This window comes from Microbacterium sp. TNHR37B (assembly GCF_001620065.1).
Classification (GTDB): Bacteria; Actinomycetota; Actinomycetes; order Actinomycetales; family Microbacteriaceae; genus Microbacterium.
Genome location: NZ_LQGV01000004.1, coordinates 266447 through 279226, shown reverse-complemented (window position 1 = coordinate 279226; position 12780 = coordinate 266447). Strand labels below are relative to the sequence as shown.

Genomic DNA, 12780 nt, shown 5'->3' with positions numbered 1-12780 from the left:
GAGGAGGGAGGGGAGGGAGGAGGGAGGAGGGAGTCAGGAGGTGGCGAGGGGGCGGTCGGGATGATTCGACCACTGGCTCCACGAGCCGGCGTACAGCGCGGGGGTGAATCCGGCGACGGTGAGCGCGAGGGCGGCGTGGGATGCTGAGACACCCGATCCGCAGTACACCCCGATCGGCTGCGACGGGTCGGCACCGCGGGCCTCGACGAGCCCAGCGAAGGTCTCGCGCAGCTCGGCCGCACCCCGCAAGCGGCCATCCGGACCGATGCTGTCGGCGGTCGGAGCGTTGAGGGCTCCCGGGATGTGGCCGGCCCGCGGATCCATCGGCTCGACCTCACCGCGGTACCGCTCGGGCGCGCGCACATCCAGGAGCAGCCCGCGGCCGGGCTGGGCGGCCGCGTCGTCCATCGACAACTGCGGCAGCTGGCCCGGGCGGAGCGTCGCCGTGCCTCGCGCCGGCACTTGGCCCGGGCCGGACTCGAGACTCAGCCCCGCCGCGCGCCACGCCGCCAATCCCCCGTCGAGCACGCGCGCGTCGATGCCCGCATCCCGGAGCATCCACCAGGCTCGCGCCGCGCCGTAGGACATCCAGTCGTCGTAGACCACCACGGTGTCGCCGTCATCGATGCCCCAGCCCCGCACCGTGTCCGCGAAGACGTCGGCATCCGGCAGTGGGTGGCGCCCGTCGGTGGGCAGCCCGTGGGCGGCGAGGTCGTCGTCGAGACTCACGTACAGCGCCGACGGGATGTGCCCGTCCTCGTAGGCGGCGCGGCCGTCGGGGGCGTCCAGGCGCCAGCGCACGTCGAGGACAACGGGACGGCGGTCGCCGTCGAGCTCGCGAGCCAGTTCTTCCGGAGTGACGAGGAGGGCGGTCATGCCTCGACGCTACGCCCTCCGCCGCGACGACGACCGCGCCCTCGTCGCGCCGACGTCACGCGATGGCCGTCCGGCGGGTGAGCTCGGGACGGCGGGGCGGCACGATCCACGACACCGCGGCGATCACCACGGGAAGCCCGACGCCCAGAACCACGAGCCATCCCCAGGGCATGTCGGAGAAGAGCGGCGGGTTCGACATGGTCGCCGACGCCATGCTCACGCCCCAGACGGGGAGTACTCCGGCGGAGACACCCGTCACCATCCCGATGCCCGCGACGATCACCGCCTGCCAGCCCGCGATGCCGCGGCGAAGCACGGACGATCCCCCGACCGCGGCCAGGGTAGCGTCGTCCGGACGACGCTCGACGCGGGCGAGCCCGAGCGCGACCGCCGAGGCGGCCACCACCAGCACGGCGGTGACCCCGACCACCAGGACGAGCCACAGCGCCGCGTCGGGCGGTCCGTCCTCGTACTGGGCCGAGACGTTGAGGGCGCGGGAGTCGAGGGCTGCCGCGTCGCGCCAGACGGCGTCGCGCGCCGTGATCGCGGGCGGTTCCGCGTAAGCGGCCACCACCTGCCAGGAGCCGCCGTCGACGACCACTCCGGCGCGTTCGGCGGCGGCGGGGGAGATCAGCACGCTTCGTTCGCGATGCCGGCCGTCGTCGAGCACGAGCGCAGGAACCCGCGTGGTAGCGGCGGGCCGGAGATCGTCGCGCTCCCATGCGCCGTCGGCGTCGGCGACCGTGAGCGTGCTCAGGACGAGGACGTCGTCGGGTGTCGCATACGACCGGTCCAGGAGCACCGCTCCCCCCGCCCGGTAGGCCTCGCGCTGCGCGGACGTGAGGGTCCGGCCCACGACGGTGTCGATCTCGTCGGCGGCGACGACGGCGAGCGCCCAGCCTCCCTGAACGAACGACTGGGCCTTCGTGAGGCACTCGCCCTGCACGACGTCGTCGCACGAGACGTAACGCTGCACCTGCGGCAGCACCGTCGTCGCGTCGCTGTTGGTGACGAGTTTCCCACTCGCGTCGTACAGGCGCGGGTCGAGCGGCAGCCAGAGCGTGCCGATCGAGGCGGGATCCGTCCCGGCGGCCACTTCTCGGGCTCGGGCCTCGGTCGCCCGGACCTCAGCGGCACTGAGCGGCTCGACGCCCGGCTCTGCACCGATCCACCCGTAGACCGACAGCGTTCCCACCGGCGCCCCGTACCACCAGCCTCGCTCCTGCTGCGCACCGACCACGGCAAGCGAGCCGAGCGAGACCGACGCGAGGAACGCGCAAGCCGCGATCGCGGCGAAGGCGGGCACGATCCGACCCGGATGCGCGGCGGCGTCGCGCCCGGCAAGCCGCGACGCCAGGCCGATCCGGGACAGCACGCGCGCCAGTTGCGCGATGATCCAGTGCCCCGCGAGCATCACGCCGACCTGCAGGAGGAGCGGCCCCAGGATGATGCCCCAGATGCAGAGGATCCGCCGGGCGTCGTTCTGATCGACATACTTCTCGGCGTTGATCGCCGCGAGCCACAGCCCCGCGATCGCGGTGATCGCGACACCGGTCACGAGGAGCAGGGTGCCCCACAGCGGCCGGTCGGCGCGCACGCGCACCGGTTTGCGTGAGCCCCGGAGCGCAGCGATAACCTCCCCGCGCGTGGCGGCGCGGGCGGGGACGACTGCGGCGATCGTCCCCACGATCGTCGCGAACGCGACCACGGCCGCCAGGAGCGGCCACGGCACGTGCACGCCCCAGAAGCTCGCCGCGGCGCCGTCGTCGAACAGGTGCAGCGCGAGCACGCCCAGGCCGATCCCGGCACCGGCTCCGATCGTCCCGCCCGCCAGCCCCAGGACGGTGCCCTGCAGCAGCACGATGCGGAAGACGTCGCCGCGCGTCGCTCCGACGCTCGCCGCGACGGCGAGGGCGTGCTCCTGCCTCCTGGCGCTCACCGAGAACGCCGCTCCCGCCAGGAGCACGATGAGATAGCCCGCGAACGCCGCGACGGCCGACAACACGGCCAGGATCGACCACGGGAGGGCCTCAGCGCCACCCGGAGCGGCCCGCGCTCCGGGGTCGGCGACCAGGCTCCGGTCGAACACGATGACGCCCGCCCGATTGAGGGTCTCGACGTCGGCTGACGTCATGATCCGGGCCGGCAGGTACCACCGCGTGAGCATCGCATCGCTCTGCAGGGCGCGGTTCTCCGCGGTGCCCGGCAGGAAGACGACCTCCCGGGCGTCGGGGTCTTCGGCGCGACTCAGCACGCCGACGATCGTGTAGCGCGCGGCCGGCTCCCGAAGCGTCAGGGTGTCCCCCACCGACGCACCCAGTCGTTCGAGGGCACCCGGTGACACGACGACCTCGGTCGGCGCCGTCGCCGCGCGGCCCTCGTGCAGGTCGAATCGTCCGCGGAGCGCCTCGGCCCCGGCGTCGCCGATGACCGCCGCCACCGGCGCAATGCCTCCTGCCGTCTCGGCGGTGACGTCTCCCTCGCCGATCTCGATCACCTCGGCCGGCCCGGAGTCACCGTCTGTGAGGAGGCGGACCGGATCGTCGACCGGGGGCCGCGGCTCGTGGACGGGCTGCCCGTCGTCCGATCGGTCGATCTGCCACCACTCGGGCTGATCGAAGTACTGCCGGAGCGAGGGATCGGGACCGTTCACGATCGCCAGCCATGCCTGCGCGCGCCCGAGCTGGGCTTCGATGCGCTCCGCGGTGGTCGGCTGGCGTCCGTCGACGTAGACGAGAGCCGCGGTCACCACCGCCATCGGCAGGACGATGAGCGTCAGGACGAGGAGGCTGGAGCTCCAGCCGTGGAGCGTCTGCCGCCCGGCCAACCGCAGGCTCGCGATCAGGCGCGCGACCGGGGAACGCGAGCCCTCGTCGCCGGGGGCATTCACGCGATGGCCGTCCGGCGCGTGAGCTCGGGTCGACGCGGCGGCACGAGCCAGTTGACCGCGGCGACCGCGAGTGAGAGTCCTGCCACGAGGACGAGGAGCAGCACCCAGGGAATATCGGCCACCAGCAGCTCGCGCCCCACCTGGGCCTGAGACTGCAGGATGAAGCCGATGGGCGGAAGCACTCCCGCGGCAGCTCCCGCCACCGTGCCGAAGCCGACGATCACGAGGCCCTGCCAGAACGCGATCCGCCGACGGAGGGCCGCGGTTCCGCCGACGGCCGACAGGGTCGCATCGTCCGGCCTCCGCTCGAAGCGGGCGAGCCCGAGCGCGACGGCGCTGGCCCCGACCACGAGGACGGCCATCGCGATCAGGAGGGGGACGATCCACACGGCCGCTTCCGGCGGGCCGGACTCGATCCAGACCGACGCCGCGGCGTCGTCGGTGCGCAGGGCCTCGCCGAGGGCCATGAGACGGTCGCGCTGGTCGGTCGTGGGAGGGGCGGCAAAAGCGCCGTACACGACGGCGGGCTGGCTCTGGATCCCCAGCCCCTCCGCGGTCCGCGGCGAGATGGCCACGGCGACCGGCTGGTGCGGCGCATCGACCGTCAGCGCCTCGATCGTGGTCGACCACTCCGCCGGGGCCGGCTCCTGCCCCGGCCACGGCCGGAAGATGTTGCTCGGCGCGTTCCCGTCCTGCCATTGCCGCTCGGTCCAGGCCGAGACCTCGATCGTGCCGCCGGTGACGAGGTCGGACGCCGCCACCAGAGCGGCTCCCCCCTCATAGGCGGCGCGTTGACTCGCGGTGAGCGTGAGGCCCATCACGGCGGGAAGGTCGTCGGCATCCAGAACCGTGAGGTTGTTCCGCGGGTCCTGCAGCTCGCTCTGCCACGAGAATCCCTGCGGGCTCTCGGGATCCAGGAGGTGCCGCTCCGGCATCAGGGCGACCGCGCGCATCTGATCGTCGGGGATCTCCGCTTCCGGATTCGAGTCGAAGGTGCTCTGGCGCCAGGCCACCGCCGACTCCGACGCACCGACCTCCGCGAACATCTCCGCCGTCGCGCGCGCCGCTTCGGTGGCCTGGGCGACGGTGAGAGGCTCGGGGCCGGGGGAATAGAGGGTGCCGATCGCGGTGCCCACGGGGGCGTTGTAGCTGTACGTGCGCGCGGACTGCGCCATGGTGACGGCCACCATGCTCACGGCGAAGACACCGACGAACACCGTCGCCCCGATCGAGGCGAACGCCGGAACGGTACGTGCACCGTTGGCCACCGCGTCCCGCGTGGCGAGGCGTGCGGCCAGCCCGAGTCGCGACAGCCCGCGCGAGGTCAGCCACAGGAGCCACCGTCCGGACAGCACGAATCCGAGCTGCGCGAGGATCGGGCCGCCGATGATGCCGGCGATAGGGAGCCACCGCAGCGGCGAGTCGTAGGCCACGCCGTCATTGAAGGTCATCGCCGCCGCCGAGAGGCCCGAGACGATCGTGATCCCGATCCCCACCACGATCATGAGCGATCCCCACAGCGGGCGCGCCGCCGTCAGCTTCTGCGGGCGGCGCGCCCCGCGCAGGGCCCGGATCGCGTCGGAGCGGGCCACCTCGCGAGCCGGAGCGAGCGCTGAGACCGTCCCCACGATCACCGCGAACACCAGCACGCCCCCCAGCAACCACCACGGCACGTGGAAGCCCCAGAACATCGTCGCGGAGCCGTTGCCGATCACCCCCATGAGGGCGGCGGCCCCGCCGACGCCCAGAACCACCCCGATCAGCCCGCCCACGGCTCCCAGCACCGTGCCCTGCAGGCGCACGACCCTCCCGAGGTCTCGCGCGTCGGCGCCGACGCTCGCGGCGATCGCCAGCGCGCGCTGCTGGCGACGCGCACTCACCGCGAACGCCGCCCCCGCGAGCATGACGACCATGTACCCGGCCGCCGCGGCAGCGGCTGCCATCACTCCCGTGATCGAGAACCACACCTGCAGGTCGCGCTGCGCCGGGTCCATCGTGCCCCACCCGTCCACCTGGAACGGAGGCGGGTCGAGGACGACCTCACGCGAGAAGGCGACGATCCCCGCCTCATTCAGCTTCTGCACGTCGGCCCACGACAGGGCGAGGTCTGGCAGGTACCACTTGGCGTTCTCGGGGAAGCGCGCGGCGTCGGCGAACACGACGACGGGCTGCGCATCAGCCGCGACGGCGATATCGATGATGCCGGAGACGGTGTACTCCGCATCGTCGAGCGAGATCCGGCCCCCGACGCGCGTGCCGGCCCGCTCGAGCGTCGCGGCGGTCACGACGACCTCGCGGTCGTTCTCGGGCGCCCGTCCGGAGACGAGCGTGAACCGGCCCTCCAGGATCGGGTCGGTCACGTCACCGGCCCACCCGTCGACCATCGTGGCGCCCGCCACGGTCGTCATCCGCACCTGACCGGAGGAGACCGGGATCGTGCGGGTGCCCGCCGGAAGCGCGGCGAGCGGATCGGCCGGGATCTCGCCGGGCGGCTGCGGCACCGATCCTTCGGCCTGTCCGCCGTAGCCGTTCCACTCGGGCTCGGACGGCGATTGCCAGAAGTCGGAGTCCGGCACGCCCGCCGGCCTCACCCACGCCTGCGCGGCCCCCAGCTCCACCGTCGCCCGCTCGGCGGGGGTCGCCATCGTGCTGGCCACGAGCACGGCCGCCCCCGAGAGCCCCGCGATGGGGAGCACCACGAGCGAGACGATCAGCAGGCTCGACACCCACGTGCGACGGACCTGCCGGGACGCCAGCCGCACCGCGACGCGCCAGCGCGCGCCGCGCGAGGTGGTCCCGCTCATCGCGGAGTGCCGGCGAGGAGGGCGTCGGCGTCGGAGCGCTGCGACTCGTCGATGATGCGCCCGTCTCGGAGGAACACGATCCGATCGGCCCACGCCGCGTGACGGGCCTCGTGCGTGACGAGGATCCCCGCCGCGCCCTGATCCACACGCGAGCGGAGCATCTTCATGACCGACTCACCGGTGACGGAGTCCAGTGCCCCGGTCGGTTCGTCGGCGAGGATGAGCCGGCGTCCGCCGACGACTGCTCGGGCGATCGCGACGCGCTGCTGCTGACCGCCGGAAAGGTCGTCCGGATAGGAGTCGAACTTGGCGTCGAGCCCCACCGAGGAGAGCGCATCCCGACCCGCACGGCGCGCCACCCGGGCTCGGAAGCCGTCGAGCTCCAGGGGCAACGTCACGTTCTCGAGCGCCGTGAGGGTCGGGATGAGATTGAAGTCCTGGAACACGAAGCCCAGGGAGCGGCGGCGGAGCTGGGCGAGCTGGCGCGGCGTGGCGGTGGAGAGGTAGGTGCCTTCCACGACCACCTCGCCCGTCGTCGGCCGCTGCAGACCGCCCGCGATGGAGAGCAGGGTCGACTTGCCCGATCCGGAAGCTCCCATGATGGCGACGAGCTCGCCCTTCTCGACCGACAGATCGACGCCCGACAGGGCGGAGACGCTCGTGACACCCTCGCCGTACTGCTGGGTCACACCGATCAGCTGCAGCACCGCGCTCATGCCGAGGCCTCCTGCGTCGCGTCGACCTTGGCGGGCCGACCCCGCTTGGGCCTGTCGGTGGACAGCTCGAGAGCCATCGCGTGGCGCGGGTGCGCGCGCAGACGCTGCTCGGTGTGATCGAGCCAGCGCACCTCGGCCTCGGCCGCGAAGATCATCGAGTCCACGACGAGCGACCATGCCAGCTCCTCGGGCCCGTCGGGGTTGGCTCCCGCGTACTTGGCGCGATTGAGCTCTTGGAGCTGGCGCAGCGACGCGCGCCGCTGGGTCTGGATCACCTCGGCCACGTCGACGCCCGGGAGCGTCGCAGCCACGGCGAGTTTGATCGCGAGCTCGTCGCGCGTCCCCTGCGTGCGCTCCACGGGCGAGGCGAGCCACTGGGCCACCTCGGCCGAGCCCGCATCGGTGATCTCCCAGTACACGTGGCCCTGCTCATCGACATCGCCCTTACGGACGAGGCCATCGCGCTCGAGGCGGTCGAGCGTGTTGTAGATCTGCCCGACATTGAGGGGCCAGGTCGACCCGGTCCGGCGGTCGAACTCCGCGCGCAACTGGTAGCCGTAGCACGGGCCCTGGTCGAGGATCGCCAAGAGGCTCTGCCGCACCGACATGGGTTCTCCCGCCCGCTCGTCGTCGGATCCGCCCCGGGTGGATGGATCTGCATACCGAGTATGTGTTTACCGAGTATATACATGCCTGGTATCGCGACGGCAAGGTTCGCGACGACCCCCGCCCCGCGACTGCTCGTAGGCTGAGGAGATGGCCGAGGATCCGCGGCTCGATGCCGCCCGTTACCGCGCGATGCAGGCTGCGCGGGAACACGGGTTCGAGGACGACGCGGAGGATTCCTCGGCCGCAGAGACGGCGGACTCGGCACGCACCTCCGCCACTCCCGGGCCGAGCGAACGCGCCATGTACGTGGAGTCGGCGATCCAGCAGGCGATCCGCCGCGGCGACTTCGACGACCTGCCGGGGTACGGCAAACCGCTCGAAGGCCTCAGCGATCATCACGATCCCGACTGGTGGATCCGCCGGAAGATCCAGACCGAGAAGCTCACGGGCCTCGGTCCCCCCGCTCTGCAACTGCGCGTCGAGCACGCCGAGTTCGAGGAGCGCGTCGACGCGCTGCGGCGGGAGCAGGACGTGCGCGAGTACGTCGCCGACTTCAATCGCCGCGTCGTCGAGGCGCGTCGGCAGCTCCAGGGCGGTCCGCCCGTGGTGACCCCGACGCGGGACGAGGATGCCGAGGTCGCCGCGTGGCGGCACCGGCGGGAGGCGCGAGCGGCGGCGGCGGCCGCGTCCGCCGCCGAGACGGAGGCACCCCGCCCGCGACGCCGGTGGTGGCGGCGCGCCTGACGCGGCGGGGCGGCTTCCCTCCGCCCGCTCAGCGCGCGAGGGCCGCCTCGACGTCGGCGAGCAGATCGTCGACGTCCTCGATCCCCACCGACAGGCGCACGACCTCCACGGGGACGGCAGCTTCGGTGCCCCGCACCGAGGCGTGGGTCATTGCGTCGGGATAGTTCACGAGGGATTCGACGCCACCCAGCGACTCGGCGAGCTGGAACAGCCGGGTCGACTCGGCGAACCGCCGCGCCGCTTCCCCCGATTCCAAGGCCACCGAGACGATGCCGCCGAATCCGCGCATCTGCCGGGCGGCGATCTCGTGGCCGGGGTGGGACGAAAGTCCCGGGTAGTAGACGCGCGCGACCCGCTCCTGCCCCTCCAGGAATGCCGCCACGGCCGCCGCGTTCTCGCTGTGGCGCTGCATCCGCAGCGCGAGCGTCTTGATGCCGCGCGTCGTGAGCCACGCGTCGAGCGGTCCCGACACGGCACCGGCCGCGTATTGGAGGAAGCCGACGCGCTCGGCCAGCGCGTCGTCGTTCAGCACCAGGGCGCCGCCCACGACGTCGGAGTGTCCGCCCAGATACTTCGTCGTGGAGTGCACGACGACGTCGGCGCCGAGGGCGAGCGGCTGCTGCAGGGCCGGCGTCGCGAACGTGTTGTCGACGACGACGAGAGCCCCGGCCCCGTGTCCGACGGCGGCCAGCTCGGCGATGTCGGTGACCCGCAGCAGCGGGTTGGACGGCGTCTCCACCCAGAGGATCCGCGGCGCGCGCTCGGCGACCGCCGCGCGAACGGCCTCGGCATCGCTCATGTCGACGACGCGCAGCCGCACACCCCAGGGGCCGAGGATGCGGGAGATGAGGCGGTGCGTGCCGCCGTACACGTCGTTGCCGAGCAGCACCTCGTCGCCCGGCTGCAGGACGGCCCGCAGCAGAGCGTCCTCCGCTGCCAGCCCCGAGGCGAACGAGAACGCGTGCGCGCCTGCCTCGATCGCGGCCAGCTGCACCTGCAGCGCCGTGCGCGTCGGATTGCCGCTGCGCCCGTACTCGTACCCCTGTCGGAGGCCGCCGATACCGTCCTGCGCATAGGTCGTGGAGAAGTGGACGGGCGGGATCACCGCGCCCGTGGCGGTGTCGGCGTCCTGCCCGGCGTGGACGGCGAGGCTGGCGAAGCCGCGGGCGGCGTCGGAGGCGGTCATGCGGAACTCCCAGAGGTCGAGGAAACGGAGGTCGAGGAACGAGTGAGGGGTGCGTCGGTGTCGTCGACGACGGCGTCGTGACCGCGCTCGCGCAGCCACTGGTCGTCGAAGATCTTGGTGAGGTACCCGCGTCCGTGGTCGGGGAGCACCACCACCACGACCGCCTCGGCGGGAAGGTCCCGCGCGACGCGGAGCGCCGCGGTGACCGCCATGCCCGAGGAGCCGCCGACGAGGAGACCCTCCTCACGTGCCAGGCGGCGGGTCATCGCGAACGACTCGGCGTCACCGACCCGTTCGTAGCGATCGACGACGGCGGGATCGAAGGTGGCGGGCCAGAAGTCCTCCCCCACGCCCTCGACCGCGTAGCCGTGCACCGGGCCCCCGGAGTAGATGGAGCCCTCCGGGTCGGCGCCCACGACGACGACCTTCCCGTCCGACTGCTCCTTGAGGTACCGGCCGGTGCCGGAGATGGTGCCTCCCGTGCCGATGCCCGCGACCAGATGGGTCACGAGACCGTCGGTGTCATCCCAGATCTCGGGGCCCGTCGTCTCGTAGTGACCGCGCGGCCCGTGCAGGTTCCCGAACTGATTCGGCTTGAACGCTCCGGGGATCTCCCGCGCGAGCCGGTCGGACACGCTGTAGTACGAATCCGGATGCTCGGGGGGCACGCTCGTGGGCGTCATGACCACCTCGGCGCCATAGGCCCGCAGGACGGCCACCTTCTCGCCGGCGAACTTGTCGGGAACGACGAACACCATTCGGTAGCCGCGTTGCAGGGCCACGAGGGCGAGACCGACCCCCGTGTTGCCGCTGGTGGGCTCCACGATCGTGCCGCCGGGCCCGAGGAGCCCGTCACGTTCGGCGGCGTCGATGATGCGGGCCGCGATGCGGTCCTTCGCGGAGCCGCCGGGGTTGAAGTACTCCACCTTGGCGAGCACGGTGGCAGCGATGCCGTCGGTCACGCGACCGAGACGGACGAGAGGGGTGCGGCCGACGAGATCGGCGACGTGCGATGCGTAACGCATGGAGGAGTCCTGAGGGTGTGGCCGTGCGCGCAGAGGCACGGCGGTTGTCGGGGTCGTCGAAGGCGCGCGAGAGCGCTCAGCGACAACAGCGACAAGTCAGGGACACGCGAACACAGTAACCCGTGGAGGGCGGTACGGCAAACGCGGCTCCGTGTCGCCGTATGACGGGGGCGACGCGGCGCGCGGGGTCTTCGCCTACCGTGACGACATGTCTTCCGATTCGCCCAGCCGTCCGGCACCGATCGATCCACGCGGCCCGAGGTTCGCCGCGACGGTCACGAGTGTGCTCCTCTTGCTGGGCACGTTCTTCGCCCTGCTGAGCGCCGCCTCTCCCCTCGGAGCGACCGCGGCCGCGCGCGCGGCCGACCCCGGGTTCATCGTGCTCGCGATCGCGGCGGCACTGTTCGTCTGGGGCGTCGCCTCTCCCTCGACGGCGCCGTGGGGAGTGCTCTTCCGCACTCTCGTGCGCCCGCGCCTTGCCCCGCCCGTGGATCTCGAAGACCCCCGTCCGCCTCGCTTCGCGCAACTGGTCGGACTCGTGGTCGTCTCGACGGGGCTCGTGCTCCATCTCGCCGGAGTGCCCTGGGCGCTGCCGATCGCGGGCGGACTGGCCTTCGCGGCGGCGTTCCTCAACGCGGCGTTCGGCGTGTGCCTGGGATGTCTCCTCTACCTCGGGCTCGCCCGGGTCGGCGCGTTGCGCCCCCGCGGCGGACTCGCGTGAGGGCGTCGTGACCTCCGTCCTCACCCTCGTCGGCAACCCGCAACGCGACTCCCGCACCCGGGCCGTCGCCGAGGCCGTGGCGGCCGAGCTGTCGGCGCGGTCGGGAGCCCCGATCTCCGACACGATCGAGCTCGCCGACCTCGCCGACGAACTGTTCCGTCATCCGAGCGACGCGGTCGACGCCGCCCGAGACCGCGTGCTGTCCGCAGACGTCCTGATCGTCGCGAGTCCCACGTACAAGGCCACCTACACGGGGCTGCTGAAGGCGTTCCTCGACCGGTTCGACACCGGGGCGCTCCACCGGATCACCGCGGTGCCGCTTCTGACGCTCGGGGGCCCCGCCCACTCCCTCGCCGTGGAGACGGCCCTGCGCCCGCTGCTGGTGGAGCTGGGAGCGTCGGTGCCGACCCGCGGCATCGCGTTCCCCGCGTCGGAGGTCGATCGGCGGGCCGAGATCATCGGTGCGTGGGCGGAGGCCGAGTGGCCGCGTCTGCGCCATGCCTTCGGCGGCTGAGACCATCGCGAACGCGGCACACGACGGCCGTCACAATCGGTCACAGAATGTCACGGGGGCACACGAACGGCCCTCGCCCGCGCCGACGCGACTACCGTCGAAGGCATGACCGGTCAGTCCCCTGCCGCCACGCCGTTCGACGCGGCCGACCACCGCTTCTCGTCGTCGCTGTCCGCCGACGAGTTCAAGGCGCTGTTCCGCGGTCACCCGGGGGGCGTCGCCGTCATCACCGCCGACGCGGGCGACGGCCCGGTGGCGCTCACGGCCACCTCGGTCTCGTCGGTGAGCGCCGAACCGCCGCTGCTCATCTTCTCGATCTCCGCACTGTCCTCGTCTGCCGACGTCCTCTCGCGAGCCGAGACGGTCGTCGTGCATCTCCTGGACGCCACCGACCTCGACCTCGCGAAGCTCGGCGCGACGAGCGGCATCGACCGCTTCGCCGACACGGAGTCCTGGAGCCGGCTCGTCACCGGCGAACCCGTGTTCCGGGGCGTGCGGGCGTGGGTGCGGTGCGCCGTGATCGGGCGCATGGACGCAGGATCCTCCACCGTCATCGCCGCTCATGCCCTGCAGTCGCAGCTCAACCGCGACGTCGAGCCGGGCGAGGCCGGCGACGCGCTCGTGTACCACAACCGCACCTGGCACCGCCTCGGGGAGCACTCCCGCATCCGCTGACGGGGCGGGCCGGAGGTGCG

The 12780-nt window shown here is 72.5% G+C and carries 11 protein-coding genes; 4 read left to right on the top strand and 7 right to left on the bottom strand.

Annotation, left to right across the window (positions count from 1 at the left end):
• Window positions 1-33: 33 nt before the first annotated feature.
• From AVP41_RS15495 to AVP41_RS15475, 5 genes are read right to left on the bottom strand one after another with little or no spacing between them, the layout of a single operon-like run.
• Complete coding sequence (locus AVP41_RS15495) at window positions 34-876, bottom strand: sulfurtransferase (protein ID WP_067166729.1); 843 nt, start codon at window positions 874-876, stop codon at window positions 34-36.
• A 55-nt stretch (window positions 877-931) separates the two neighbouring features.
• Window positions 932-3766: an ABC transporter permease gene (locus tag AVP41_RS15490; RefSeq protein ID WP_067166726.1), complete on the bottom strand. Its 2835-nt coding sequence runs from the start codon at window positions 3764-3766 to the stop codon at window positions 932-934.
• The gene (locus AVP41_RS15485; protein ID WP_067166723.1) at window positions 3763-6570 is read right to left on the bottom strand and encodes an ABC transporter permease; all 2808 of its coding nucleotides are present in this window, start codon (window positions 6568-6570) and stop codon (window positions 3763-3765) included. The genes AVP41_RS15490 and AVP41_RS15485 overlap by 4 nt, the downstream gene beginning before the upstream one ends.
• The gene (locus AVP41_RS15480; protein ID WP_067166719.1) at window positions 6567-7286 is read right to left on the bottom strand and encodes an ABC transporter ATP-binding protein; all 720 of its coding nucleotides are present in this window, start codon (window positions 7284-7286) and stop codon (window positions 6567-6569) included. The genes AVP41_RS15485 and AVP41_RS15480 overlap by 4 nt, the downstream gene beginning before the upstream one ends.
• Window positions 7283-7894, bottom strand: a complete 612-nt coding sequence (locus tag AVP41_RS15475; RefSeq protein ID WP_067166716.1) for a PadR family transcriptional regulator — start codon at window positions 7892-7894, stop codon at window positions 7283-7285. Before AVP41_RS15475 ends, AVP41_RS15480 begins: the two co-directional genes overlap by 4 nt.
• A gap of 148 nt (window positions 7895-8042) precedes the next feature.
• Here AVP41_RS15475 and AVP41_RS15470 point away from each other — a divergent pair, with 148 nt between their 5' ends.
• Complete coding sequence (locus AVP41_RS15470) at window positions 8043-8639, top strand: J-domain-containing protein (protein ID WP_067166712.1); 597 nt, start codon at window positions 8043-8045, stop codon at window positions 8637-8639.
• Between the two features lie 28 nt (window positions 8640-8667).
• Here the strand turns inward: AVP41_RS15470 and AVP41_RS15465 are convergent, their stop codons facing one another.
• Complete coding sequence (locus tag AVP41_RS15465; RefSeq protein ID WP_067166708.1) at window positions 8668-9825, bottom strand: cystathionine gamma-synthase; 1158 nt, start codon at window positions 9823-9825, stop codon at window positions 8668-8670.
• Entirely contained in the window at window positions 9822-10850 is a 1029-nt protein-coding gene (locus AVP41_RS15460) for a pyridoxal-phosphate dependent enzyme (RefSeq protein ID WP_067166705.1), read from the bottom strand. The genes AVP41_RS15465 and AVP41_RS15460 overlap by 4 nt, the downstream gene beginning before the upstream one ends.
• A 208-nt stretch (window positions 10851-11058) precedes the next feature.
• On the opposite strand from AVP41_RS15460, the gene AVP41_RS15455 reads away from it, so the two are divergent.
• The 3 genes from AVP41_RS15455 (at window position 11059) to AVP41_RS15445 (ending at window position 12760) form a co-directional block, all read left to right on the top strand.
• Window positions 11059-11571, top strand: coding sequence for a DUF4395 domain-containing protein (locus AVP41_RS15455; protein WP_067167241.1), 513 nt, complete (start codon window positions 11059-11061; stop codon window positions 11569-11571).
• Between the two features lie 7 nt (window positions 11572-11578).
• Window positions 11579-12085, top strand: coding sequence for an NADPH-dependent FMN reductase (locus tag AVP41_RS15450; RefSeq protein ID WP_067166702.1), 507 nt, complete (start codon window positions 11579-11581; stop codon window positions 12083-12085).
• A gap of 105 nt (window positions 12086-12190) precedes the next feature.
• Window positions 12191-12760, top strand: a complete 570-nt coding sequence (locus AVP41_RS15445; RefSeq protein ID WP_067166698.1) for a flavin reductase family protein — start codon at window positions 12191-12193, stop codon at window positions 12758-12760.
• Window positions 12761-12780: the final 20 nt, after the last annotated feature.

What these genes read in the sequence shown, in the direction of transcription:
- AVP41_RS15470 (WP_067166712.1), top strand. Translation starts at nt 8,043, where the DNA reads ATGGCCGAGGATCCGCGGCTCGATGCCGCCCGTTACCGCGCGATGCAG.
- AVP41_RS15485 (WP_067166723.1), bottom strand. Translation starts at nt 6,570, where the DNA reads ATGAGCGGGACCACCTCGCGCGGCGCGCGCTGGCGCGTCGCGGTGCGG.
- AVP41_RS15495 (WP_067166729.1), bottom strand. Translation starts at nt 876, where the DNA reads ATGACCGCCCTCCTCGTCACTCCGGAAGAACTGGCTCGCGAGCTCGAC.
- AVP41_RS15480 (WP_067166719.1), bottom strand. Translation starts at nt 7,286, where the DNA reads ATGAGCGCGGTGCTGCAGCTGATCGGTGTGACCCAGCAGTACGGCGAG.
- AVP41_RS15460 (WP_067166705.1), bottom strand. Translation starts at nt 10,850, where the DNA reads ATGCGTTACGCATCGCACGTCGCCGATCTCGTCGGCCGCACCCCTCTC.
- AVP41_RS15475 (WP_067166716.1), bottom strand. Translation starts at nt 7,894, where the DNA reads ATGTCGGTGCGGCAGAGCCTCTTGGCGATCCTCGACCAGGGCCCGTGC.
- AVP41_RS15445 (WP_067166698.1), top strand. Translation starts at nt 12,191, where the DNA reads ATGACCGGTCAGTCCCCTGCCGCCACGCCGTTCGACGCGGCCGACCAC.
- AVP41_RS15455 (WP_067167241.1), top strand. Translation starts at nt 11,059, where the DNA reads ATGTCTTCCGATTCGCCCAGCCGTCCGGCACCGATCGATCCACGCGGC.
- AVP41_RS15465 (WP_067166708.1), bottom strand. Translation starts at nt 9,825, where the DNA reads ATGACCGCCTCCGACGCCGCCCGCGGCTTCGCCAGCCTCGCCGTCCAC.